General features: G+C 73.4%; 24 protein-coding genes. 13 read left to right on the forward strand and 11 right to left on the reverse strand.

Annotated elements, in window-relative coordinates; all coding sequences use genetic code 11:
• Nucleotides 1–127: 127 nt before the first annotated feature.
• Both S1361_RS02660 and S1361_RS02665 read right to left on the reverse strand, forming a co-directional pair.
• The gene (locus S1361_RS02660; protein WP_208030227.1) at nucleotides 128–820 is read right to left on the reverse strand and encodes an alpha/beta fold hydrolase; all 693 of its coding nucleotides are present in this window, start codon (nucleotides 818–820) and stop codon (nucleotides 128–130) included.
• A 183-nt stretch (nucleotides 821–1,003) separates the two neighbouring features.
• Nucleotides 1,004–2,212, reverse strand: a complete 1,209-nt coding sequence (locus tag S1361_RS02665; protein ID WP_208030228.1) for a hypothetical protein — start codon at nucleotides 2,210–2,212, stop codon at nucleotides 1,004–1,006.
• Between the two features lie 175 nt (nucleotides 2,213–2,387).
• Between S1361_RS02665 and S1361_RS02670 the strand changes: the two genes are divergently transcribed.
• Entirely contained in the window at nucleotides 2,388–3,833 is a 1,446-nt protein-coding gene (locus tag S1361_RS02670; RefSeq protein WP_208030229.1) for a glyceraldehyde-3-phosphate dehydrogenase, read from the forward strand.
• A gap of 76 nt (nucleotides 3,834–3,909) precedes the next feature.
• Here S1361_RS02670 and S1361_RS02675 read toward each other — a convergent pair whose 3' ends face one another.
• The 3 genes from S1361_RS02675 to S1361_RS02685 form a co-directional block, all read right to left on the reverse strand.
• On the reverse strand, nucleotides 3,910–5,853 hold the full coding sequence (locus S1361_RS02675; protein ID WP_208030230.1) for a collagenase: 1,944 nt from the start codon (nucleotides 5,851–5,853) through the stop codon (nucleotides 3,910–3,912).
• Between the two features lie 261 nt (nucleotides 5,854–6,114).
• The gene (locus S1361_RS02680) at nucleotides 6,115–7,068 is read right to left on the reverse strand and encodes a LysR family transcriptional regulator (RefSeq protein WP_208030231.1); all 954 of its coding nucleotides are present in this window, start codon (nucleotides 7,066–7,068) and stop codon (nucleotides 6,115–6,117) included.
• Nucleotides 7,069–7,316: 248 nt separating this feature from the next.
• The gene (locus tag S1361_RS02685) at nucleotides 7,317–8,204 is read right to left on the reverse strand and encodes an NAD(P)-dependent oxidoreductase (protein ID WP_208030232.1); all 888 of its coding nucleotides are present in this window, start codon (nucleotides 8,202–8,204) and stop codon (nucleotides 7,317–7,319) included.
• An 81-nt stretch (nucleotides 8,205–8,285) separates the two neighbouring features.
• Here S1361_RS02685 and S1361_RS02690 point away from each other — a divergent pair, with 81 nt between their 5' ends.
• The 3 genes from S1361_RS02690 (at nucleotide 8,286) to S1361_RS02700 (ending at nucleotide 10,640) form a co-directional block, all read left to right on the forward strand.
• Entirely contained in the window at nucleotides 8,286–8,648 is a 363-nt protein-coding gene (locus tag S1361_RS02690; RefSeq protein WP_208030233.1) for a winged helix-turn-helix transcriptional regulator, read from the forward strand.
• A 222-nt stretch (nucleotides 8,649–8,870) separates the two neighbouring features.
• Complete coding sequence (locus tag S1361_RS02695; protein WP_208030234.1) at nucleotides 8,871–9,458, forward strand: TetR/AcrR family transcriptional regulator; 588 nt, start codon at nucleotides 8,871–8,873, stop codon at nucleotides 9,456–9,458.
• Nucleotides 9,459–9,473: 15 nt separating this feature from the next.
• A complete protein-coding gene (locus S1361_RS02700; RefSeq protein ID WP_208030235.1) occupies nucleotides 9,474–10,640 on the forward strand; it encodes a GDSL-type esterase/lipase family protein in 1,167 nt (388 codons plus the stop codon).
• A gap of 16 nt (nucleotides 10,641–10,656) precedes the next feature.
• On the opposite strand, the gene S1361_RS02705 is transcribed toward S1361_RS02700, so the two are convergent.
• Nucleotides 10,657–11,328 (reverse strand): class F sortase, encoded by a 672-nt coding sequence (locus S1361_RS02705; protein WP_208030236.1) that lies wholly within the window; start codon nucleotides 11,326–11,328, stop codon nucleotides 10,657–10,659.
• Nucleotides 11,329–11,481: 153 nt separating this feature from the next.
• Nucleotides 11,482–12,078, reverse strand: coding sequence for a hypothetical protein (locus tag S1361_RS02710; protein ID WP_208030237.1), 597 nt, complete (start codon nucleotides 12,076–12,078; stop codon nucleotides 11,482–11,484).
• A gap of 240 nt (nucleotides 12,079–12,318) precedes the next feature.
• On the opposite strand from S1361_RS02710, the gene S1361_RS02715 reads away from it, so the two are divergent.
• From S1361_RS02715 to S1361_RS02740, 6 genes are all read left to right on the forward strand, one after another.
• Nucleotides 12,319–13,311: a Vgb family protein gene (locus S1361_RS02715; protein ID WP_208030238.1), complete on the forward strand. Its 993-nt coding sequence runs from the start codon at nucleotides 12,319–12,321 to the stop codon at nucleotides 13,309–13,311.
• A gap of 104 nt (nucleotides 13,312–13,415) precedes the next feature.
• Nucleotides 13,416–14,294, forward strand: coding sequence for an SCO6745 family protein (locus tag S1361_RS02720; protein ID WP_208030239.1), 879 nt, complete (start codon nucleotides 13,416–13,418; stop codon nucleotides 14,292–14,294).
• Between the two features lie 182 nt (nucleotides 14,295–14,476).
• Nucleotides 14,477–15,313, forward strand: coding sequence for a fructosamine kinase family protein (locus S1361_RS02725; protein ID WP_208036411.1), 837 nt, complete (start codon nucleotides 14,477–14,479; stop codon nucleotides 15,311–15,313).
• Between the two features lie 101 nt (nucleotides 15,314–15,414).
• The gene (tgmA, locus tag S1361_RS02730) at nucleotides 15,415–15,606 is read left to right on the forward strand and encodes a putative ATP-grasp-modified RiPP (protein ID WP_208030240.1); all 192 of its coding nucleotides are present in this window, start codon (nucleotides 15,415–15,417) and stop codon (nucleotides 15,604–15,606) included.
• 17 nt (nucleotides 15,607–15,623) lie between these two features.
• The gene (gene tgmB, locus S1361_RS02735; protein ID WP_208030241.1) at nucleotides 15,624–16,607 is read left to right on the forward strand and encodes an ATP-grasp ribosomal peptide maturase; all 984 of its coding nucleotides are present in this window, start codon (nucleotides 15,624–15,626) and stop codon (nucleotides 16,605–16,607) included.
• 59 nt (nucleotides 16,608–16,666) lie between these two features.
• A complete protein-coding gene (locus S1361_RS02740; protein WP_208030242.1) occupies nucleotides 16,667–17,554 on the forward strand; it encodes a Gfo/Idh/MocA family protein in 888 nt (295 codons plus the stop codon).
• 52 nt (nucleotides 17,555–17,606) lie between these two features.
• On the opposite strand, the gene S1361_RS02745 is transcribed toward S1361_RS02740, so the two are convergent.
• A complete protein-coding gene (locus tag S1361_RS02745) occupies nucleotides 17,607–18,515 on the reverse strand; it encodes a GNAT family N-acetyltransferase (protein ID WP_208030243.1) in 909 nt (302 codons plus the stop codon).
• Nucleotides 18,516–18,741: 226 nt separating this feature from the next.
• On the opposite strand from S1361_RS02745, the gene S1361_RS02750 reads away from it, so the two are divergent.
• Nucleotides 18,742–19,848 carry a PP2C family protein-serine/threonine phosphatase gene (locus S1361_RS02750; RefSeq protein WP_425086582.1) on the forward strand — a complete coding sequence of 369 codons (1,107 nt, stop codon included), beginning with the start codon at nucleotides 18,742–18,744 and terminating at the stop codon, nucleotides 19,846–19,848.
• An 18-nt stretch (nucleotides 19,849–19,866) separates the two neighbouring features.
• Here the strand turns inward: S1361_RS02750 and S1361_RS02755 are convergent, their stop codons facing one another.
• Nucleotides 19,867–20,307 carry an Lrp/AsnC family transcriptional regulator gene (locus S1361_RS02755; RefSeq protein WP_208036413.1) on the reverse strand — a complete coding sequence of 147 codons (441 nt, stop codon included), beginning with the start codon at nucleotides 20,305–20,307 and terminating at the stop codon, nucleotides 19,867–19,869.
• 37 nt (nucleotides 20,308–20,344) lie between these two features.
• Entirely contained in the window at nucleotides 20,345–21,694 is a 1,350-nt protein-coding gene (locus tag S1361_RS02760; RefSeq protein WP_208030244.1) for a transaminase, read from the reverse strand.
• 336 nt (nucleotides 21,695–22,030) lie between these two features.
• Here S1361_RS02760 and S1361_RS02765 point away from each other — a divergent pair, with 336 nt between their 5' ends.
• A complete protein-coding gene (locus tag S1361_RS02765) occupies nucleotides 22,031–22,498 on the forward strand; it encodes a hypothetical protein (protein WP_208030245.1) in 468 nt (155 codons plus the stop codon).
• A 4-nt stretch (nucleotides 22,499–22,502) separates the two neighbouring features.
• Here S1361_RS02765 and S1361_RS02770 read toward each other — a convergent pair whose 3' ends face one another.
• Nucleotides 22,503–22,706: a hypothetical protein gene (locus tag S1361_RS02770; RefSeq protein WP_243769052.1), complete on the reverse strand. Its 204-nt coding sequence runs from the start codon at nucleotides 22,704–22,706 to the stop codon at nucleotides 22,503–22,505.
• 364 nt (nucleotides 22,707–23,070) lie between these two features.
• Between S1361_RS02770 and S1361_RS02775 the strand changes: the two genes are divergently transcribed.
• The gene (locus S1361_RS02775; RefSeq protein WP_208030246.1) at nucleotides 23,071–24,312 is read left to right on the forward strand and encodes a serine hydrolase domain-containing protein; all 1,242 of its coding nucleotides are present in this window, start codon (nucleotides 23,071–23,073) and stop codon (nucleotides 24,310–24,312) included.
• Nucleotides 24,313–24,334 lie beyond the last annotated feature (22 nt).

Raw genomic sequence — 24,334 nt, forward strand, 5'->3', positions numbered from 1 at the left:
GGAAGCCGCTGGTCGTCTGCTCCCCCCTGCGACTCGCCCCCGGACACCCGGCACCCACCGGTACCCGTTTCGCCGGCGTTATCTTCAACCCCCGCGGGCCGTACTCTTCCCTAGGGGGCTCGGCCCCTCAGACCCAGCCGTCCAGGGCGCCCATGAAGCCGTCGAAGTCGTCGCGGTACGGGGTGTGCCCGGCGCCCTCGACGGTCCGGACCTCGAAGCCCCGCCGCACCAGCTCCGCGCCGAGGCCGGGCCGCACGAGGTCGCTCGCGCCGGCGAGCAGCACCAGCGAGGGCACCACCGGGCGCGCCGGTGTGCGGCTGACCGAGTAGATCTCCGGGAGGACCAGGGCCGTGGCGGGGTCCCAGTCGGCGAGCGTGGCCAGCTCGATGTCCACGTCGCTCTCGTCCCAGCGCGGGTTGAGGCTGCTGATCATCGCGCGGTTCGCCGTCTTGAAGACGGTGAAGTGCACGGACGCGTCGACCAGCTCCTTGCGTATGTCCCAGGCCGGGTCGCAGTAGACCGCCCGGGCCGGTGCCAGCCGCTCGGCGGCACCGGCCAGCGCCATCGCCCCGAGCGAGTGGCCGATCACCAGCTCCGGCCGGGCCGGGAGGGTCTCGACGAGGTCGCCGGCCCAGGTCTCGGGGCTGTACGCGCCCCGCCCGCTCGCCCCGTGTCCGCGCAGGTCCACGCCGATGACCCGGTATCCCTTGTCCGCGAGGACGGGGGCGACCCGGTGCCAGGTGCGGTGGTCGGACATGATCCCGTGGACGAGGACGGCGATCCGGTCGCCGGTCCCCCACTCGTGCGTGTGCAGCCTCATCGGCGCCGCCTTCCCCGTCGGCTCCGGCCGATCATGTCACCACGGCCGGTGCCCGATCCACTCCGCGGGCGGCGAGCCGGGTGGCGCGCGCCCGCGTCCGGGCGTCCGCGCGCCGCACAGGTCCGTCCCCCGGGGCGTCCGGAGGCCGGCCACCGGCCGTCCCGGCGTGAGCCGGGCGGTGGCTCACAGCGGAGAGTGGGCCACCGCCGTCACATAGGCGCCCGCCAGCAGGGAGACCAGGGCGAGGGCGCCGTACACGACCACCGCCGGGGACCGGTGCAGCCACCAGGTCCGGGCGAGCGCCCGTGCCATCGGGATGAGCAGCGGGAACGCCGGCAGCAGGAACCGCGGCTTGGAGGAGAAGGAACCGGAGCCGCCGAGCACGAGCAGGAGCAGGACGCCGGAGAAGACCACCAGGGCCAGCGGGGCGCGTTCCAGGTACAGCAGCACGAACAGCAGCACGCTCGCCGCGACGATCAGCAGGGCCGCCGGGTAGACGACGCCTCCGCCGTGCAGCAGCAGGGCCTTGAGGAAGCGCAGCGAGCCGGCGCCGAAGTCGAAGCGGGAGCCCCAGGCGCTCTGGACCGAGAAGTAGCCGCCGAGGACGTCTCCCGTGCAGCTGCCCACCCACAGCACATAGGCCAGCCAGCCGAGCGGGGCCAGGAGCGCGCCGGCCCATACCCGCGCCGGGGCCCGGCCGCGCCGGCGCAGCGCCTCGTACCCGGCGGTGAGACAGACGGCCGCCCCCACCGCGAAGCCACTGGGCCGGGACAGGCCCGCCAGCGCGGCCAGGGTGCCGGCCCACAGCCAGCGGTCCTTCAGCACGCAGTACAGGGACCAGGCGGCGAGGGCGGCGAACAGCGACTCGGTGTAGGCCAGGGTGAGTTCGACGGCGTGCGGCAGGGCCGCCCACAGGGCGACCAGCGCGGTGGCGACGCCCCGCCCGTACAGGAGGTGCCCGACGCGGTAGACGCCGTAGGCGGCCACGCCCGCGGCCGTCCAGGCGATGAGCAGGGCGGCCTGGCCGGGGGTGAGCGGCGGGACGATGGTGAGCGCCCGGATGAGCGCGGGATAGAGGGGGAAGAACGCCCAGTCGGTCTGGACGGCGCCCGTGGGGCCGACCCAGATGAGGTGGCCGTAGCCGTGCGTGGCGATGTGCAGGTACCAGCGCGAGTCCCAGGAGTGGGCCAGGTTCCTGACCAGTGGGTGCCCGCGCAGTTCGTTCGTGAGGATCACCGCGAGGATCCCGGCGAGCCGCAGGCCGGCGAACAGGGCGAGGGCCGGCAGGAAACCCTGGGGCGAGCCGGCGGCGGCCGCCCGCGGCGGCCGGGGGCGACGCAGGGGCCAGGCGGGGGCCGTCGGCTCGGGCCGCGGCACGGAGGAGGTACTCACGTCGCCGACCTTGGGTCACGCCCGGGAAGAGGTGCAAACCACGACCCGGGTTTCTTGCGCAGTTCCACCCCTATTCACGAATCCGGGCGACGCCCGGTGACGACCACCCCCCTCCCCAGGGCCTGATCAGGGTGTGGTTATCATATGAGCGCTGCCTAGCTCGAAAGATGGACCTGTGACTGTCAACGACGACTCGTTCACCAACTGGAAGATCCGCGAGGAGATCGCGGAGTCGATGATCCCGCTCATCGGGAAGCTGCACCGCGAGCGGGACGTGACCGTCCTGCTGCACAGCCGCTCCCTGGTGAACAAGTCGGTGGTCAGCCTCCTCAAGACGCACCGCTTCGCCCGGCAGATCGCCGGTGCCGAGCTGTCGGTCACCGAGACCATGCCGTTCCTGGAGGCCCTGACCACGCTGGACCTCGGGCCGTCCCAGATCGACCTCGGCATGCTGGCCACCACCTACAAGGCCGACGACCGCGGCCTGAGCGTCGCCGAGTTCACCGCCGAGGCGGTCGCCGGCGCCACCGGCGCCAACAAGATCGAGCGCCGCGAGCCGCGCGACGTCGTGCTGTACGGCTTCGGCCGCATCGGCCGCCTCGTCGCCCGCCTGCTGATCGAGAAGGCCGGCTCCGGCAACGGCCTGCGGCTGCGCGCCATCGTCGTGCGCGGCGGCGGCGCCCAGGACATCGTCAAGCGTGCCTCGCTGCTGCGCCGCGACTCCATCCACGGCCAGTTCCAGGGCACCATCACCGTGGACGAGGACAGCAGCACGATCGTCGCCAACGGCAACGCAATCAAGGTGATCTACGCCGACGACCCGTCGCACGTGGACTACACCGAGTACGGCATCCGGGACGCCATCCTCATCGACAACACGGGCAAGTGGCGTGACCGCGAGGGCCTGTCCAAGCACCTGCGTCCGGGCATCGAGAAGGTCGTCCTGACCGCGCCGGGCAAGGGCGACGTCCCGAACATCGTGCACGGCGTCAACCACGACACCATCAAGCCGGACGAGCAGATCCTGTCCTGCGCCTCCTGCACCACCAACGCCATCGTCCCGCCGCTGAAGGCGATGGACGACGAGTACGGCGTGCTGCGCGGGCACGTGGAGACCGTCCACTCGTTCACCAACGACCAGAACCTGCTGGACAACTACCACAAGTCCGAGCGCCGCGGCCGGTCCGCGCCGCTCAACATGGTGATCACCGAGACCGGTGCCGCCTCCGCCGTCGCCAAGGCGCTGCCCGACCTCAAGGCGAAGATCAGCGGCAGCTCGATCCGCGTCCCGGTGCCGGACGTCTCGATCGCGATCCTCAACCTGCAGCTGGCCCGCGAGACCACCCGCGAGGAGGTCCACGACTACCTGCGCGAGGTGTCGCTGACCTCGCCGCTCAAGCGCCAGATCGACTTCATCACGGCGCCCGACGCGGTCTCCAGCGACTTCATCGGCTCCCGCCACGCCTCGATCGTGGACGCCGGCGCGCTGAAGGTCGACGGCGACAACGCGATCCTCTACCTCTGGTACGACAACGAGTTCGGCTACTCCTGCCAGGTCGTCCGGGTCGTCCAGCACGTCTCGGGCGTGGAGTACCCGACGTTCCCGGCGACGGCGGTCTGATCCGCCGGGCCTCGCGCACGCGTACGGCCGCCGACCGGGGTCTCCGGTCGGCGGCCGTGGTGCCGGGCGCGTGTGGTCAGGCCGCGGCCGGCCGGGCGCAGGCGCCCGTGGCGCACGCCGTGAGCCACTGGTCGAAGTCGGCGTCGTAGCGGGTGCCGATGCCGTCGTGGTAGACGGCGTATCCGCCGGCGTAGTCACCGACGCGGAAGCGGGCGAGCATGCGCTGGACGTCGTCGGGGTGCTTCTCCAGCATGTAGCGCGCGGCGAGGTAGCCCCACGGGTAGGTGCGGATGACGTCGCTGTTGTCGTAGGTGTTCTCGAACAGGGTGCTCAAGCGGTACGTGTGCTTGCCGGCCTCCTGGACCGCCTGGCCGTCGGCGAGGCCGCGGTAGCTGTAGGAGACGTACTCGGCTATGCCCTCGATCCACCACACGTCCGGCACGGAGATCTGCCGGGCGAAGTCGCCCTTCATGTCGTCGCGGGCGTCCAGGAAGTGCGTGTACTCGTGGTTGAGGTTCCAGATCCGGGCCGGGAAGCCGTCGTCGTAGTTCTTCTGGTACATGATCGACATCGGCTGGTTGGCCGGGTCCGACGGGTCGCCGCCCAGCGTCATGCCGCCGTTGTCGGTGCTGATGCCGTACATCGCACCGGCGTACGTCTGGTAGTCGGTGCGGCTGGTGAAGACCACGAGCCGGAGCGTGGAGGCGTACTGCCCGGGTATGTGGGTGTCGGCCCCGACGACCGAGCGGAAGTAGGCGTCCTGGCGGAGCACGCTGGCGCAGGCGGCGTCGAGGTCGGCGGCGGTGAGCCCCTGGGCCCGCACGGTCACGTTCGCGTCGCAGGGGTGGGTGACGGGCAGGACGGCCTTGTCGAGCTTGTCGGGCAGGTTGCAGACGTCGTAGTAGGCGCAGTTGTTCTGGTCGTAGGCGGCGGCCTGCGTGGCCACGGCCACCCACAGCCCGGCCGTCGGACCGGTGATCCGCGTCCGGTCCAGCAAGTCCTTGGCCAACGGCCTCACGTCGTCCCGCAGTTCCGCGTGCTCGGTGTAACGGGCCAGGTTCATCCCGGCGTTGGAGTCCAGGAAGGCCAGAGCGGTGCCGAGCTGGTCGGTGTTGGCCAGCGCGAAGTCGTACAGGGTGTCGATGACGCGCGGGTCGGCCTCGACCGCCTGCACGTACCGCTGGTTCCAGTTGCCGCGCCACAGGGGCGTGTAGACGTCGTTGACGGCCCTGATCATGCTGTCGATCGGATCGTAGGAGCTGTCGTAGTCGTTCAGCAGCCGCCGGTAGACGTACAGGTAGCGGTCCTGCTGATCGGCGCTGTCGGTGAGGATGACGGTCTCGCCGAGGATGTCGCCGTTGGCCGCCGTGACGTCACGGGAGTGGGAGCGGGCGAAGAAGGTGTCCATGCCGCTCGTGACGGCGGTGGTGAGGCGGGCGTTGTACGCGCCGACGTCTGCGGGGTGGTTGAACTGCACGTAGTAGCCGGCGCGCAGGAACAGGACCAGTTGCAGCAGGCTGCCGGAGTTGTCGCCGCGGTACTGCCCGGCGGCGCGCGTGAAGGCGTTCGCCACGGTCAGCATCTGGGCCTGGCGGAAGACGGCGCGCGCGTCCGTGCCGGTGACCGAGAAGAGGGTGTTGACGCAGTCCGGGGTCGCGGCCTTGACGTAGGCGACGAGGGCGGAGCCGGTTCGGCTGCCGAAGTCGGCGGGGGTGCAGGAGGCGGCCTTCGCCACGCTTGCGGGCGGCTTGGCGGGCATCGGCTGCTGCGGCGGGAGTTGCACCGGGCTGAGCCGCCTGGCCTGGGTCGCGGGCCGCTCGGTCGCCGCGGTGGACGCCGCGGCGGGCGACGGCACGGCGAGGTGTGCGCGGGGCGCGGTGGCCGTCCCGGGGTGCGGCCGGGGTGCCGCCAGCGCCGGGGTGGACAGCAGGCCGGCCAGGGTGACGCAGACGGCGGCGGCGCCGGCGATGCGGCCGGTGCCTCTCGGCATGCGTCCGGGCAGCGCGAAGCGATAGCGCATCGGGATTCCTCCACGAAGGGATGCGCCTCTGTGGGGTGTTGAGGCGTGTGAGGCACTGTCTCAGCGCACCGCTCGCCCCAACAATGGCGTGTGACATAGCACATGGCACCGACCGCTCATAACATCGCGGCGCACCCGTGACCTGCTGCTAGGGCCTGTCTCACAATGCGCGTCGTCGCCCGAAGGGCGGCCGCGCGGCGTCAGGTGCGGCGAGGGCGCGTGCATGGCGTCGCGCGGCAGACGGGAATGGTCAGACAGGCCCTAGGGGCCGGCGGTGCTCCAGGTGCGCGAGGCCCAGGTGCGCAGGTGCGGTGCCTGGGCGACGAGATCGCGGTACGCGGCGGTGGCGGACTGGAACACCGTCTCCACGACGTCGTCGGCCACGGTGTCCGGCCGCCAGGCCAGTACGTAGCGGCACCAGAGCGGGGAGCCGGCCAGCGGCTTGACCACGACGTGCGGGATCGGCCGCAGCGTCGGCTGCACGAGGGACACCCCGAGACCGTCGGCGATCATGCTCTGCAGCTGGGTCTGGTCCCCCAGCCACTCGTGGACGGTCACCGGCGTGAACCCGGCCGCCGCGCAGGCGTCGTAGAACACCCCGGGCCAGCCGGCACCGTCGTCCGGGGTCACGAACCAGGCGTCGTCGGCGAGGTCGGCGAGCTGCACCTGGGCGTTCAGCCGGAGCCGGTGCCGGGCGGGGAGGGCGACGAAGGTGGGTTCGGTGACGATGCCGCGGTGCCGTACGGCGGTCGAGTGCCGTAGCTCCATGCCCGGGTAGTCGGCGGCGATCGCGGCGTCCACCGCCCCCTCCTCCAGCAGCTCCACGATCCGCGAGGACGCGTAGACGCTGGTGACCGAGAGGGCCAGTTCGGGCAGCCGGGCGCGGACACGGGAGACCGTGCCGGACAGCACCGGCGAGTTGGTCGCGGCCACGCGCAGGGTCCGGCGGGAGCGGGCGGCCGGTGGGCGGTGTCCGATGGCGGCGGCCCGTACGAGGACGTCCCGGGCCTGTTCGACGACCTCGGCGCCGTAGCGGGTCGGCCGGACCCCGCTCGGCCCGCGCTCGAAGAGCGGCTCGCCCAGGTGGCGTTCGATGCGCCGGAGCTGGGTGCTCACGGCGGGCTGCGAGTAGCCGAGCTGCGCTGCGGCGCGGCCCACACTGCCCGCGTCGGCGATGGCGCACAGCACCCGCAGATGCCGCAGCTCCAGCTCCATCGGTTCCCTTCCCGTCCGTACCCGCGCCCTTCGGGACCCGGGTGCCGTCACACCCCTCTCCGGCCGTGCTCACGCCCGTCGGGCCGAAGCGTTCCATCGCCCCGCCCCGGGCACAAGTCGCAGCTCCGCCAGGGTACGGCCGCGGGCAGCGCGGGTCCGGACCCGGGCCTCCCGCACCTGTAGGCCCGGACCCGGCCCCCTCGGATGCCCGGCCTTCCGGTACACCGGCCGCCGGGGCGTACGATGGTTCAGTGGCGGCCCAGCACCTCCGCCACCCGCATGAACCCGTCCGTGCCGTGGCCGAGGCCGATGACCCGGCGGGCCAGGCCCTCGACCGACCGCATCACGCCGGCGTCGATGCCGTGCGACTCGGAGACGTCGACCACATGGGCCATGGTGGAGGCGGCCGAGGTGACGGGGTTGATCTCACCGGAGTAGGTGCCCTCGTCGGCGTCCGCGGCGAACTGCTCGAACAGCGGCGGCAGGATCGCGGCGATGCCCTGGGCGAAGACGGACAGCTCCCGCGCGGTGACGCCCTCCGCCCGGGCGATCGCCACGGCGTGCGCGTACCCGGCCATGGCGGTCCAGAAGATGTCGAGCAGGGCGATGTCGAAGGTGGCGGCGCGCCCGATCTCCTCGCCCAGGTGGGTGTGGGTCCCGCCGAGCCGCTCCAGCACCGGCCGGTGCTGCTCGTAGAGGTCGCGCGGGCCGCTGTGCAGGAAGACGGCCTCCGGGGTGCCGATGCTGGGCGCCGGTGTCATGATCGCGCCGTCCAGGTAGCCGATGCCGTGCTCCGCGGCCCACCGCGCGGTGTCCCGGGCCCGCTCCGGTGTGTCGGCGGTCAGGCTCACCACCGTACGGCCCTTCAGCGCGCGGGTGACGTCGGCGCGGCGCAGGATCGCGTCGGCGGCGTCCTGGTTGACGACGCAGACAACCGTCAACTCCGAGGCGGAGACGGCCTCTTCGGCCGAGGCGGCGGCGGTCGCCCCGGCTTCGGTCAGTTCCTGGTCCTTGCCGGGCGTGCGGTTCCAGACCGTGGTGCGCAGACCGGCCGCGAGGAACGCGCCGGCCAGTGACCGGCCCATGGGGCCGAGACCGAGCACGGTGACGGCAGGAAGATTCGACGAGGTGGACATGTTGCAACTCCCGTACGTGGTGAGCGTATGCGGTGTGGACAAGAACGGCCGGGCGGCCGTGAGGGATCGAAGAGGACGACGATGACGCGCAGCCGTGCCCAGGACCCGAACGTCTGCGGAGTGACCGCCGCGATCGCCGTGATCGAAGGAAAGTGGAAGACGTCGCTGCTGTGGCTGCTGGAGTCCGGCCCGCGCCGGCCCGGCGAACTGCGCCGCTGGCTGCCCGGGTTGAGTGAGAAGGTGCTGACCCAGGCGCTGCGTGAGCTGGCGGAGGACGGCGTGGTGCACCGGGAGGTGCACGACGTGCTGCCGCCGAAGACGGTGTACTCGCTGACCGCGTTCGGGCGTGACCTGGCCGCGGCCCTGAACCCCGTGGCCGAGTGGGGCCACCGCCGCCTGGAGCGACTCCGCGAGGACGGACGCGAGCGCGAGGCGGCGTCCTGAGGCGCCGCCGCCGTCACCTCCTTCTGCTTTCCGCGGCAGCCCCTGACCTCGGGAAACAGCCTCTCCCGGGTGGACTGGAGCTGCCAAGTACCCACAAAAAAGTGGGTGTCCGGCACCTCGGGAGGCCGAGCGGCCCTCTACCTAAGAGCTGATCGTGTTTGCCTAAAGGGTTTAGGAAGCTCCATAATCCTTTTCCTGACAGAACAGACGGGAGAAGCGACGATGGCGCGTGCGGGCCTGACCACCGAACGCCTGGTCCACGCCGGCGCGGAGCTGGCCGACGAGGTCGGCTTCGACCAGGTGACGGTCTCCGCGCTGGCCCGGCGGTTCGACGTCAAGGTCGCAAGCCTGTACTCGCACGTGAGGAACTCGGCGGACCTGAAGACCCGGATCGCGCTGCTCGCCCTGGAGGACCTGGCCGACCGTGCCGCCGAGGCGCTGGCCGGCCGCTCCGGGAAGGACGCCCTGGCCGCCTTCGCGCACGTCTACCGGGACTACGCCCGCGCCCACCCCGGCCGCTACGCGGCGGCCCGGCATCCGCTGGACGCCGAGACCGCGGCCGGCAGCGCGGGCGTCCGGATCGCGCAGCTGACCCGGGCGATCCTGCGCGGCTACGACCTGGCCGAGCCGGACCAGACCCACGCGGTCCGCCTCCTCGGCAGCGTCTTCCACGGCTACGTCAGCCTGGAGGCGGCCGGCGGCTTCCGGCACAGCGCGCCCGACTCGCAGGAGTCGTGGACCCGGATCCTGGACGCCCTCGACTGCCTGCTGCGCACCTGGCCCGCCCGTCCTGAGCCCCTGAGCCCCTGAACGCAGGCAGACACGATGCACACCATCCCCCTCACCGCCGACCTGATACGCGGTGCCCTCGAACTGGAGCGCACCGCGCACGGCCTGCTGCCGCACCGGCTGCCCGCCCGGGCCCGCGCCCAGTGCACCGACCCGCAGCTGGCCCTGGCGGAGTCCCAGCCCGCCGGCGTACGGCTGGCCCTGCGTACCCACGCCACCACCGTCGAGCTGGACGCCCTGCCGACCAAGCGGATCTACACCGGCGCACCGCCCCGCCCGGACGGTGTGTACGAGCTGCTCGTCGACGGACGCCCGGCCGGCAGCGCCTCCCTCGCCGAGGGCAGCACCCTCACCATCGACCTGGGCACCGGAACCGCCGAACACCGCCCCGGCCCGGTCGGCACCGTGCGGTTCACCGGTCTGCCGGACACCGCCAAGGACCTGGAGATCTGGCTGCCGCACAACGAGACGACCGAACTCGTCGCGCTGCGCACCGACGCCCCCGTCGAGCCCGTACCGGACCGGGGCCGCCGGGTGTGGCTGCACCACGGCAGTTCGATCAGCCACGGCTCCGACGCGGCGACCCCCACCACCACCTGGCCGGCGCTCGCCGCGTCCCTGGGCGGAGTCGAGCTGGTCAACCTCGGGCTGGGCGGCAGCGCGCTGCTCGACCCGTTCACCGCCCGCGCGCTGCGTGACACGCCAGCCGACCTGATCAGCGTCAAGCTCGGCATCAACCTGGTCAACACCGACCTGATGCGGCTGCGCGCCTTCGGCCCCGCCGTGCACGGCTTCCTCGACACCGTCCGCGAGGGCCATCCCGGCACACCGCTGCTCGTCGTCTCCCCGGTCCTGTGCCCTCTGCACGAGGACACGCCCGGCCCCACCGCCCTGGATCCGGCGGCCCTGGGCGAGGGGCGGCTGCGGTACCGGGCCACCGGGGACCCGGCCGAGCGGACGGCCGGGAAGCTCACCCTGGAGGTCGTCCGGGAGGAGCTGGCCCGGATCGTGCGGGAGCGGGCGGCCGAGGACCCGGCTCTGCACCACCTGGACGGCCGTGAACTGTACGGCGAGGCCGACTTCGCCGAGCTGCCGCTGCCCGACGGCCTCCACCCGGACACCGCCGGCCACCGCCGGATCGGCGAGCGGTTCGCGGCGCTGGCGTTCGCCCCGGACGGCCCCTTCGCCGGCCGCGCCGCCTGACCGGCCGCCCGGCGGCTCACACCAGGTGGGCGAAGACGACCAGGTTGTCGGTGTAGTCCCGTACCGTGCGGTCGTAGTCCCCGGCGCAGGTGATGAGCCGGACCTCGGGGCGCGAGGCGTCCGCGTAGACCCGCTTGCTCGGGAAGTCGTCCTTGGCGAAGGTCTCGGCGCTGTCCACGACGAACTCGGCCGTGCGCCCGTCGGCCCGCTCCACGGAGAACCGGTCGCCGCGCCCGAGTTCGTCGAGGTCGGCGAAGACGGCCGCGGAGCTCACCGTGTCGACGTGCCCGGCGATGATCGCGGTGCCCTCCTCGCCGGGCGAGACACCCTCGGCGTACCAGCCGACGAGGTTGGTGTCGGTGGCGGGCGGCGGCTGCAGCTGGCCGGTGGAGCCGATGGACAGGGTGGTGAAGGGGGCGTCCACGGAGATCTTCGGGATGCGCAGCCGGGTCGGTTCGGACCGGTCCAGTGGCTCGCCGGGGTGCCGCGGGTCGGCCGGCGCGGTGGCGCCGGTGCCCGAGGCACGGGGCGCCTGCGGTGTGTCGTCCGACTGGTGATGACCGCCGAACACGCTGACGGCGAGAAAGGCGGCCGCCACGCCCCACAGCGTGAGCCGCCCGCCACGGCCGGCGGGCCGCTCCTGCTCTGCCGGTCCCGAGGGGGTCGGGGAGGAGGGATCTGCTGCCATCGGACACCACCTCGCTCGATCAGGGCAGCACGGGGGTCAGGACGGGAACGGAACGCCGCCGGGTCCGGCGTCCGGGGCGGAAGGAAGGGGGCGCGGGCCGCCGGCGCGGTGCGCGCGCCGACGGCGCCCGCAGCCCCTGGACGTACCGGCCCGTCAGGACACCGGCTCGGCGGCCTTCTTGCGGCGCAGCGCGTACGCGCCGGCGGCGCCTACGGCGAGCACGGCGAGGCCGCCCGCGGTGACCCCCGGCGAAGCGAGCGCACCGCCACCGGTGTGCATGCCACCGCGCGGCTTCTCGTGGTCGTCACCCCACTCGCTCTTGTCACCCTTGTCGCCCCTGTCGCCTCTCTCGCCCTTGTCGCCCTTGTCACCCCGCTCGCTCTTGTCTCCCTTGTCCTCATCGCTGTCGCGCCCCTTGTCCTTGTAGCTCTCGGGGTCGAAGCGGCTGTCGCCACCCGAGCCCCAGTCGTCGCCGGACACCGCGGCGAGGGCTCCGCCACCCGTGTGCATTCCGCCGCGCGGCCCGTCGTGTTCCCCGCCGGAGTCGCGCTTGTTGCCGTAGTCCTTGTCGTGGTCGCCGTCCGACCCCTTGTCCTCACGGTCGGAGTCGCTGTCGTGCTCCTTGCTGTACGAGGAGTCGTCCCGGCCGCTGTCGCGCTCGGCCGGTACGGCGAACGCGGCGCCGGGTGTGGCGAAGGCCAGGGCGGCGGCGGCAGCCGCCGTTGCCAGGAGCATGCGGGCAGAGCGCATAGTGATGTCCTTCCGCGGTGACCGGGCAGCGGATACCTCATCAGCTGGGTGGACCCGGCCCCGACATGAACCAGCGTCAGCGAGGCCCCTGGGCTCCCACCATCCGAGCCGCCCAGCCGGGTCACCACGCCACCCGTCTGCCCCAGCGCGCCGGGTCCGGGACGCCTCGTACGGGCCAATCGCCGCAGCGGCCGTACGCCTGCCGGAGTGATCGCCGAAATCGCGAGGAGGAGGTGACCCATGACCGTGACCGTCCGGCGGGGACGGCGCCTCCGGCGGCCCGCCGCCGTGTGGGCCGGTGTCCTGCTCGCCGTCGCCGCCGTCGCCGGCCCCGCCCGTGCGGGGGCGGAGACGGTGACGGAGTATCCGGTCACCACGACGGCCGGTGCCGCGCCCTTCGGCATCACCGGGGGTCCGGACGGTGCGGTGTGGTTCGCGGAGCACGACGCCGGGCGGATCGGGCGGATGGCGGCCGACGGTACGGTCACCGACTTCCCGACCTCGGGTCCGGACACCGGTCCGGCGGAGATCACCGTAGGACCGGACGGGGCCCTGTGGTTCACCGAGACCGCCGCGGGCCGGATCGGCCGCATCACCGCCTCCGGCGGGCTCACCGAGTTCCCGCTGCCGGCGGCCGGCAGCGGCCCGGCCGGGATCGCGCTCGGCCCGGACCGGGCGCTGTGGTTCACCGAGGCGACCGGGAACCGGATCGGCCGGATCACGGGCGGGGGCCGGATCAGCGAGTACCCGGTGCCCACCCCGGACGCCTCTGCCGGCTCCATCGCGGCCGGCGGGGACGGCGCCCTGTGGTTCACCGAGCTGGGCGGCGGCAAGGTCGGGCGGATCACCGCCTCCGGACGGATCACCGAGTTCCCGCTGCCCGCCGGCACCGGGTTCCCGGGCGGCATCGTCGCCGGGCCGGGCGGCATGTGGCTCACCGCGTCCGGCGGGCCCGCGGTCGTCCGGATCGACTACACCGGGCGCGTCACCCGGTTCCCGCTGCCCGGCCCGGACAGCCTGCCGGCCGGCATCGCCCGCGGGCCCGACGGGCAGGTCTGGTACGCCGACCAGGCCGGCCGGATCGGCCGGATCACCGCGAACGGCGCGCTCACCGCCTTCCCGGTGCCCGACGGCGCCGGCAAGGTGCCGCTGCGGCTGGCGGCCGGGCCCGGCCGGGCCGTGTGGTTCACGGAACTGCTCGGCAACGCCGTCGGCCGCGTCCGGGCCGGCTGACGCCGAGGCCTCACGGCGACGATCTCCCGCCCTCTTGTTATGACCACTGTCATAACGCAGGCTGGTGCCGACGGCATGACAGGCCGACACGGCGGGAGGAAACAGTGGCGGACGGAATGGCGCGGGCACTGTGGGAGCGCTACGAACCGGTGCACCAGCTCGTGTACTTCGCACCCGAGGCGCACCGGGCGGCGGAAGGGCTGGGGCTGCGCGGGTTCTGGATGGGCTACTTCGCGCTGCGCGCCGCCCCGCTCGGCGCGGCACCCCCGTCCGTGGTCACGGGCTGCTTCTACGTCTTCCACCCCGCGCGGGTGGCCCGGGCGCTGCCGGACGCCTGGTCGTACGCCGCTCCGGCGGACGCGCTGGCGGCCCGTCAGGAGGCGATGGACGCGGCGATGACCCGGGTGCTCGGAGCGGACACCGTCGCGTCGGCGGCGTTCGCGGAGGCCGCGGACCTCGCCTGGGAGGCCGCCGCGGGCGCGGACACGGCGGGCAGGGTGCTGGGCGCCGCCAACCAGGCGCTGGAGCGCCCGGACCGGCCCACCGCACGCCTGTGGCAGGCGCTGACGACCCTGCGCGAGCACCGGGGCGACTCCCATGTGGCGGTGCTGGTCGGTCTGGGGATCGGACCGGTCGAGGCCATGGTGCTCAAGGCGGCGGCCGGCGAGTCCGACGGGGCCTTCCTGCGCGAGACCCGTAGGTGGCCCCAGGAGGACTGGGCGGCGGCCGAGGCGCGGCTGCGCGCGGCCGGCCGGCTCGCGGCGGACGGTTCGCTCACGCCCGCGGGGGCGGCCCTGCGCGCGGAGGCGGAGGCGCTGACCGACGCGGCGGCCGAGGGGCCGTGGAGCGCGCTGGGCCCCGAGCGGAGCGGGCGCCTGGCCGCGCTGCTGGAGCCGCTGGCCCGCGCGGTCGGCGAGTCGGGGCTGCTGCCGGCCGGGAATCCGGTGGGGCTGACCGGGGGGACGTACCCCGCCGGCCGCTGAAGGGCCGGCCCCGGCGCCCCCGCCCGGGGCACCGGGGCCGGGCACGCCGCACGAAGAGCGGGCGCGCACCGGCCACCAGCCACCGGCAGCCGCCGGGATCAACGGTCGAAGTGACCGGCGAGCGGCCTTGGTCGGGGTCGTACCCTGAGGCCGTGGTCAACGGAGACGAGGATCCAGGACAGGTGGCGGCCCGGCTCACCGGGCGGCCGGTCACGGGGGCCCGGCGGGCGTCGGGGTCACCCGCCGAAGTACTGCTGGACGACGGAACCCCGGTGATGGTCAAGCGCGGCGACGGTCCGCGGGCGGTGCGCGCCGAGGTGGCGGGGCTGCGCTGGCTGGCCGCGGCGGACGCGGTGCGGGTGCCGGCGGTGCTCGGGCACGACGAACACTGGATGGTGACCGAACGGGTGCCGACCGGCTCCCCCGACCCCACGGCAGCGCTGCTTCTCGGCCAAGCACTCGCCGCGCTGCACGCGGCCGGCGCGCCCCACTTCGGGGCACCGCCGCCCGACGGCCCGGAGGACGCCTGGATCGGCCGCGCTCCCCTGCGGAACGCACCGGGCACCGACTGGCCCCGCTGGTACGCCGAACACCGCGTGCTGCCCTATGTGCGCGGTGCGGTCGACCGCGGCACTCTCCGGCCGGGCGAGGCGGCCGTGTTCGAGCAGGTCTGCGCCCGGCTGCCGGAGCTGGCGGGTCCGCCGGAGCCGCCCGCCCGGCTGCACGGCGACCTGTGGAACGGGAACGTGCTGTGGGGCGCCGACGGCGAGGTCCGGCTCATCGACCCGGCCGCGCACGGCGGGCACCGGGAGACCGACCTGGCGATGCTTCAGCTGTTCGGCTGCCCCCATCTGGACCGGGTGCTCGCCGGCTATCGGCAGACGGCACCGCTGGCCGACGGCTGGCGGGACCGGGTGGGGCTGCACCAACTCTTTCCGCTGCTGGTGCACGCCGTGTTGTTCGGGCGGGGGTACGCCGAACAGGCCCTGGTGACGGCGCGGAACGCGCTTGCGGCATGACGTCGTCGGCGCACCCCTCCGGGCTGTGATTACGGAGCGTAAGGAAACCAATCACTCGTTCGATTCGTATAAGGACGTGAAAGCCTAATCAGGGAGAGACCATGCAACCGTTCACGCTCAACTACGCGCGCCCCGCTGTGCAGTTGGACGTCACCACTCCGTACGCGTACGACTCCGGACTGCAGTTGAACGTCCTCCCGGACGGGCGCATCGCCGCCACCGACCACGTGACTCTGCGGGCACTGGGAACCACGACCTCCACGGCCGGTTCCAAGACGCACTTCGACGACTGAACCGCGGACCGCGACAGATGACCGTGCTCATCCTGACAAGTGAAGAGGACGTGACGGCGGACATGGTGGTCCTCCGGCTGGGCGAGGCCGGGGTGCCCGTCGTCCGGCTCGATCCCGCCGATCTGACCAACGGGGTGGCGCTGTCGGGCGAGTACGTGCAGGGCTCCTGCCGGGGACATCTGTCCGTCGGCGGGCGCCTGGTGAGCATGAACGGCCTGCGCTCCATCTGGGTGCGCAGGCCGGGAGCCCCGGCCGCGCGCGCCGCCCAGCCGTCCGCCTGGCTGACGGAGGAGTCGGCGCAGGCGCTGTACGGCATGCTGCGCTGGAGCGACGCCCGGTGGATGAACCATCCGGACGCCGCCCGCCGGGCCCGGCACAAGCCCTGGCAGCTGCACCTGGCCCAGCGCAGCGGACTGCCGGTGCCGGCCACCCTCATCACCACGTTCCCGCAGGCCGCGCGGGCGTTCGCGGAACGCTTCCCGGACCTGGTGGTCAAACCGGTCTCCGGGGCGCACCCGCAGGAGCCGCCCCGGGCGGTGCCGACCAGCCGGGTGGCACCGGACGCCGACTTCACCGCCGTGGCCTTCGGTCCGACCCTGCTGCAACGGCGGATCGCCAAGCGGGCCGACATCCGGCTCACCGTCGTCGGCGGGACCCTGCTGGCCGCGCGTAAGCCCACCGATCCGGACGCCCATCCGGACGACGTGGACGTGCGGTTCGCCCCGGCGGGCACTCCCTGGGTCCCCGCGGACGTGCCGCCGCGTGTCGCCGAGGGCGTGCTGAGCTACATGGCCGGCGCGGAACTGGCGTACGGCGCCTTCGACTTCGCGGAGGACGCCGACGGGATCTGGTGGTTCCTCGAGTGCAACCAGTCCGGCCAGTTCGGCTTCGTGGAGATGGACACCGGCCAGCCGATCGCCGCCACCATCGCCGACTGGCTCGCGGGGCAGGCCGGTCCGGGCCGCAGGTGTGCGCAGGGTGACCGGAGCGCAGCCTCGTGAGAGTGCCGGGAACGGCTCGGAGAACAGCTCGTGGAACGGCTCGGAGAGGGGAACGCGACATGCGCATCGGACTGCTGGGGACGGGCCCGTGGGCACGGACGGCGTACGCACCCGCCCTCGCCGGGCACACCGGCCTGGAGTTCGCCGGGGTGTGGGGCCGTCGGCCGGACGCGGTCACGGCGCTCGCGGAGCAGTACGACGTCGCCGCGTACGCCGACGTGGATGCGCTGCTGGCGGACGTGGACGCGGTGGCGGTGGCCCTGCCGCCCTCCGTGCAGGCCGAGTTGGCGGTGCGGGCGGCCCGGGCGGGCCGTCATCTGCTGCTGGACAAACCGCTGGCCCTGTCGGTGGCCGAGGGGCGGGCCGTGGCGGAGGCGGTGGAGCGGGCCGGGGTGGCGTCGGTGGTGTTCTTCACCGCGCGCTTCCAGAAGGAGCCGGAGGCCTGGATCGAGGAACAGGCCGCCGTCGCGGGCTGGTTCACGGCGCGGGCCCAGTGGCTGGGGGCGGTGTTCACGAGCGACAGCCCGTTCGCGGCCTCGCCGTGGCGGCGGGAGAAGGGCGCGCTGTGGGACGTCGGCCCGCACGCCCTGTCGGTGCTGCTGCCGGTCCTCGGCGACGTACGGCACGTGGTGGCGGCGGCGCACGGTCCGGCGGACACCGTGCACCTGGTGCTCGACCACGCCACCGGAGCGTCGAGCACCCTCACGCTGAGCCTGTCGGCCCCGCCGGCGGCCGCCGGGGCCGACGTGGAACTGCGCGGCGAGGCGGGGCTGACGGTTCTGCCGGGAAGTTCGCAGGGAGCGGTCCCGGCGCTCGCCCGGGCCGCGGACGCGCTGGTGCGGGCGGCCCGCACGGGCCGGCCGCACTCGTGCGACGCCGCGTTCGGCCTCCGGGTCACCGAGATCCTGGCCGCGGCGGAGGCCCGCCTGGTCGGCAGTACGGACTAGGCGGCCTCGGCCGAGGGACGGCGGGCGGGCCGTCCCTCGGCCGCCGGACGGCTCACCCGGCGCCGGCGCCGCCGTCGGCCCAGCAGGTGACGCGTTCCCGTACGACCGGATAGCCGGCCGTGGCGAAGTGCGCGGCCATCGGGACGTTGCCCTGGTCGGTGGCGGCGGCGATGCACTCGGCGCCCCGCTCGGCCAGGAAGTGGGTGCACTCGGCGAGCAGGTCGTAGGCGTATCCGTGGCCGCGCCGGTCCGGCACCACGCCGATGAAGCCGACGCACGGCCCGGACGGGTTGCGCGCCGGGATGTGGATGCCGACCGCCTCGCCCGTGGGGGTGCGGGCGATCTGCCACCACTGCCTGGGCGACGGGAACCAGCGGAAGACGTCCAGGTCCTCCTGGGCCGCCCGGTCGACGCCGCCACGCTCGACGGCCCGGCGGGCGTGCGCGTCGAGCGTGGCGGAGTTGATGCGGCGCAGGAGGTCGTAGAACACCGTGTCGTCCGGTTCGGCGGTGAAGACCAGCCGGCCGGGCCGCTCGGGCAGGCCCCGGTCCGGGGTCCAGCGGTACAGGAAGCGCTCCACGAAGGGGGTGTAGCCGGCCAGGCGGGCGGCGGCGGTGCGGGCCTCGGCCGCGGCCCGCAGACGCGGGTCGTCGCGCCAACCGGCGGGCAGGTCGAGTTCGAGTTCGCCCGGCTCCCAGGGAGCGGACCGCAGGAGCTCGGCGCCGGCCTCCTCCTCGCCCTCGTCCACGTCGAACCAGTTGATCAGCAGCGGCTCGGCGTCCTCCGGGCGGCCCCACCAGGCAGCGCGCGCCACGGTGCGCCCGTCGCGCAGGGCGATGCGCTGCCAGTCGGGGCGGTAACGGGTCCGACGGTGCTTCTCACGGAAGCCGAGCGGGTCGGGCATGGTGTCGAAAAGGTGCGCACTGCTCTCGTCGAGCGTACGGATGACCGGGTCGGTCAAGGGTCTCCTCCGGGATGCGTACGGGGTACGGCGCTCCCGGTCGGATCAGACGTGCCCCGCCCGCGGCACGGGCAGGGGGGAGCGCCGGCTGCTGCTGTCGTGCATGACGCTCACCTCCTTCTTCCGTCCGGCTCGGACGTGGTGGGCTCAGGCTAGGGGGCGGCCGAGCGGGCGGCCACCGGTTTTCTGCGCGCGGAGCGTTCCGTCGGCGGCGTAGCTTGGGGATGTGGCATGGGTGCGCGGCTGGTGGTCGCGCGGACGTCCGGAGGATCGCGGCTGGCTGCGGGGCGCGCCACCGCCGTGGTGGGTACGGGTGCTGCCCGTGCTGCTGCTCGTGGCCGTCGGCTCGGCCACCCTGGCCACCCCTCATGCCCGTGATCTCGGATTCCTGCTGGGCGCCATCCCCCCGCTGGCGGTCCTGTCGTACGGCCCGCTGGCGACCGGGGTGCTCGGCATGGGTGTGGTCGTGGTGCTGAACCTGCCGGCCACCCATCTGAACCGCCCCGGCGACACCGATCTGCTCACCATCGTGTTCGTGGCCGCACTGAGTGTGTTCGTGTCCTATGTGCGCAGCCACCGGGACGCCCAGCTGAACACCGAGCGGGCGATCGGCGAGGCGGTGCAGCGGGCGGTGCTGCCGCCGCTGCCGGAGCGGGTCGGACGGGTCGGCTGCGCCTCCTTCTACCGGGCCGCGCAGGACGGGACGCTGGTCGGCGGGGACTTCTTCGACGTGCGGCACGGGCCGCACGGGGTGCGCGCGGTGATGGGGGACGTGCAGGGGCACGGACTGTCGGCGGTCGCCACGGTGGTGTCGCTGCTGGGCGCGTTCCGGGAGGCGGCCCTGGACCAGCCCGACCTGGAGTCGGTGGCGGCCCGGCTGGACCGCCGGCTGGCGGTGGACTCGGCGGACGTACGGCACGCGGAGCTGTTCGCGACGGCCCTGCTGCTGGAGTTCACCGCCGGTTCGACCGCGATGCGGGTGGTGGCCTGTGGTCATCCGGCGCCGGTGCTGCTGCACGGGGACCAGGCCCGGGAGGTGGCCGTCGCACCCGGTCCACCGCTGGGCATCGGACTGCTCGACGTCGACCGGCCCAAGGAGGTCACCGTGCCGCTCGGTCCGGCCGACCGGATCTTCCTGGCCTCCGACGGCGTGTGGGAGGCGCGGGGCGCCGACGGCACCTTCTATCCGCTGCCGGAGCGGCTGGCCGCCCTGGCCCGCACCCCGTCCGCCGAGCTGCCCGCCGCGGTGTGGGCGGACCTGCTGCGGCAGCACTACGCGGTCCGCGACGACGCGACCATCCTGGTGCTGGCACCCGAACCACCGGCAGGCTGACCCCGTCCTCCCCGTCGGTCAGCCCACGTCCCACAGGAAGCGATGGGTGTGGATGCCGAAGTACGGGAAGGAGCGGATCTCGCGGACGCCCTCGATGGGGCGGACCACGTCGTTGACGAAGTCGAGCAGCGCCTGCGGGCCGGGAGCGACGACCTCCGCGAAGAGGTCGAAGCCGCCCGAGGTGAGCACCGAGTAGACGACCTCGGGGCGCTCGGCGAGGGTGTCGGCGACGGTCCTGGGGTCGCCGTCGACGGCGATGCCGAGCAGGGCCATGGCCTGTCCGCCCATGGCCATCGGGTCGGTGACGCCGACCACCTGCACCGCCTTGGACTCCAGCAGGCGCTGCAGCCGCTGCCGGGCCGCCGAGGCGGACAGGCCGATCCTGGGCCCGAGGTCGGCGTAGGCGATACGGCCGTCGGTCTGCAGTTCGCGCAGGATGGCCCGGTCGATGTCGTCCATGTCCTTCACGTCTCGCGGCTCCTTCCCCGGCCGGTTCTCAGCCGGCCAGTTCGGCGAGCGCGGCGGCGAACACCTCGGTGTGGGTGTCGACGTCCCGCTCGGTGGTGTCCGGGCACATCAACGCCATGTTGTGGAACGGGGTGAGCAGGATGCCCCGGTTGGCGAGGTAGAGGTGCAGGAAATCCTCCAGCTCCGGGTCGGAGGCCGCCGCGGACTCGGTGCCGGTGCGAGGGGCCGGGGCGGTGAAGCGGTACTCGGTGCGGGCGCCGAGGCGGCTGACCGACCAGGGCAGCCCGTGCGCCTGGAGGCCGGCCCGGACGCCCGCCTCGAAGCGCTCGGCGAGGGTGCCCATCCGGGCGAAGGCCTCGTCGGTCAGCACGTGTTCGAGGGTGGCCCGGGTGGCGGCGATGGACAGGGCGTTGCCGGCGAGGGTGCCGCCGACGCCGCCCATGTCGACGAGGTCCAGGTCGCCGCGGGCCAGCAGCCGCTCGGCGAGTTCGGCGGAGAGCCCGTACGCGCCGGCCGGGATGCCGCCGCCGATCGCCTTGCCGATGGTGAGCAGGTCGGGTGCCAGGTCCCAGGCGCCGGTGCAGCCGCCGGGGCCGGCGGAGAAGGTGTGCGTCTCGTCGTTGATGAGCAGGGTGCCGTAGCGCCTGGTCAGTTCGCGCACGCCGGTGAGGTAGCCGGGTTCGGGCAGCACGATGCCGATGTTGGTGAGGGCGGGCTCCATCAGTACGGCGGCGACGTCACCGTGGGCCAGCTCCCGCTCCAGCCCGGCGAGGTCGTTGAACTCGGCGACCCTGCTGGTCAGCGTCACGTCGCAGGGCGCGCCGACATTGCCGGGGCGGGGCGCCCCGGAGCCGCCGGGGGCGGTGACGATGAGCGACTCGTCCACGCTGCCGTGGTAGCAGTAGCTGTTGACCAGGATCTTCGGCCGGCCGGTGACGGCGCGGGCGAGCCGGATCGCCCAGCGGTTGGCGTCGGTCGCGGTGAGCGAGAAGCTCCAGCGCGCCGGCCCGAACCGGCGGGTCAGTTCGGCGCCGACCCACTCGGCGTCCTCGGTGGGCAGCATGGCGGTGGCCCCGCCCAGTTCGGCGTACCGGCGGTGGACCGCCTCGGTGACGGGTGCGGGCGAGTGTCCGGCCATCGCGCCGGTGTCGCCGAGGCAGAAGTCGATGTACGCGTGCCCGTCGACGTCGGTGACGCGGGCGCCGCGGGCCTCGGCCAGGTAGCGCGGGAAGCCACCGGCCGTCTTGTTCATCCAGGTCATCGGCACCCGGCCGAAGAGGTGTTCGGCGCGTGCGTAGGCCGCCCGGGAGCGCGGGTTGCGGCGTTCGGCCTCGGCGCTCTCGCGGGCCAGGAGGGCGTGCAGACGCGTGCGGTCCATGAAACACCTCGACGAGGATGGTGACGGAATACCGTGAGCCTACGACCGAAATCTCGTTCTCTTCAATACTTCACGCTCGATTCGATTGCATGGACAGCGGAATCACGCGCACCACGAAGATGCACCACGGACGGGTGACGCAGCACCCACCTCAACTGACGAACCCCCGCGCGGAGTTCGAACGTCCCGCCTCAAACGCCACGGTTCGCCACCCCTTCCGCCACGTAGAACCATCCACAACGATGCGTATGCCGGGTTGGCGTGCGGAAGCGCAAAGTGCCCGGTCACGGTCGTTCCCTGCGCTCGGCAGGCGAGCGAGGACACCCGGAGCAGTGCATGACGAACACGATGTGGATGCGGGGCGTGGAGTGGCTGGCCGCGGCGTCGGCCGACCCGCGCGCCTGCAAATGGGAGTGGGACCACGGCGAGGGCTTCGCACTGCTGGAGGCGGGCCGCTTCTGGGACGTGCTGAGCGTCCCGGAGCGGCTGGGACTGCTCACCCTGGACCTGCTGTGGCGGCCGGCCCTGCCGGTGCCGGGGCCCACGCTGGTGGACACGGCGGCGGGCCGGGTCGGTTTCTTCCTGCCGCCGGACCCGGCGGGCGGCTGGGTGGGCGCCGGACTGCGGTACGCGACCAGGGGCTCCTGGGTCGCCGTGCCGCCGCCGTACCGGCCCGCCCGTTCCCTGGAGTGGCTCGTGCCGCCCGACGGCGCCGGCACGCTGCATGCGCCCGGCACCCTGGAGGAGGCGTTGCGGCAGGCCAACGGCACACTGGCGGTGCTCGCGCCGCTGTGCGGGCGGTGACCGGTCAGAGGTGCTCGCGGCGCGCGTGGCGGGCGCGGCCGGAGAGGGGTGACCAGAGCGCGTCGGGCTCCGCCGGGACGGTCCGCCCCTGCGCCCGCCACTCCGCAAGGAGCTCGGCGTAGATCGGCTCCCGGGCGCGGTCCACCCGGTGCAGCCCGCGCATCCGGTCCAGGCGCTCCATCCGGTCCATCCAGTCCAAGCGGTTCATGCCGGGGCAACGTCCGGGGCCCGCCGGCGGTACGCCCCGCCGCGCCCGCTCACCAGGTCGGGTGAGGCGATCGCCCGAACGTGGCGTTCCGCCTGTCGGACAAGCATTCCGCTCCGCTCGGGAGCGCGGCGGACGGGTGTGTCGCGCCGGGGGACCGGCACCTCGGACCCGCCCCCGCCGCAGGCTCCCGGCCCGGGCGGTGTCCGCCGGTCGGCGCGCGGCGGGTGCGTCCCGCTCCTATGCTGGGAACGTCCTGCCGGAAAGAGCCTGCTCGAAGGGCCTGCCGGATCGGTCCTGCGGGCAAGGCGCGGGCTCCGACGTGCGCCCGGCGCACGGTCGCCTCCCACGTGCTTGGAGTCAGCCCATGTCGCCTACGTCCGTACGCCTGTGCCGGGGGGCCGTGGTCGCCGTACTGGCCGGCACGCTGCTCGCGCCGGTCACGGCAGGGGCGGCACCGGCCGCCGTACCGGACGTGTTCGCCGCCGGCACGCCCGGCCCGTCGCCGTCGGAGCCGGACGTCCGCCCCCTCTCCCCCGACGTGACGCGCCAACTCGACGCGTCCGTACGGCGGGTGATGCGCGAGGCGAACGTGCCCGGCGTGACCGTCGGCATCTGGACGCCGGGACAGCGCGGCTACGTCCGTTCGTTCGGCGTCGCCGACAAGGCGACCGGCCGGAGGATGACCCCGGACCTGTACATGCGCATCGGCAGCGAGACGAAGACGTTCACCGTCACGGCGCTGCTGCAACTGGCGGACCAGGGGAAGGTCGGCCTGGACGACACGATCGACAAGTACGTCGACGGCGTACCCAACGGCCACAAGATCACGTTGCGCCAGCTGGCCGGCATGCGCAGCGGGCTGTTCAACTACTCCGAGGACGACGACTTCTTCAAGGCGCTCACCTCCGACCCCCGGCGCCCCTTCACCCCGCAGCAGTTGCTCGCCTACTCCTTCCGGCATCCGGTGCTGTTCCAGCCCGGTGAGAAGTTCGACTACAGCAACACCAACCTGATCCTGCTCGGCCTGGTCGTGGAGAAGAAGAGCGGTCAGCGGCTCGGGGACTACCTCAAGCAGCACGTCCTCGATCCGGCCGGCATGAAGGACACGGCCCTGCCGAGCGGCAGCCGGTTCCCCCGCCCGCACGCACAGGGCTACACCGACCAGACGGCGAACGGCGAGGTCGCCGAGACCGCCGGCTGGAACCCGTCCTGGGGCTGGGCGGCCGGGGCGATGTACTCCACCCTGGACGATCTGCGCATCTGGGCGCCCACGGTGGCGACCGGTGAACTGCCCGACGGCAAGCGGATGATCAGCCGCGCCATGCAGCGGCAGCGCCTCGTCACGCCGGCGACCCCGATCCCGGGCGCCGGGTACGGGCTGGGCATCTTCAACGTGCACGGCTGGATCGGCCACAACGGCTCCCTGCCCGGCTACGAGTCGCTGACCATCTACCTCCCGGCGACGCGGACGACCCTCGTGGTGCTCCTCAACACCGACATCAACCACGACAACGAGGAGCCCAGCACGCTGTTCGGTCAGGCGATCACCCGGATCATCTCCCCCCGGCACGTCTTCGACCTGCCGGCCGAGCCGGCGGCCAGGTGAGGTGCGGACTCGGCCAGTTTCC

Origin of the sequence: Streptomyces cyanogenus (assembly GCF_017526105.1) — a bacterium.
Taxonomy (GTDB): domain Bacteria; phylum Actinomycetota; class Actinomycetes; order Streptomycetales; family Streptomycetaceae; genus Streptomyces; species Streptomyces cyanogenus.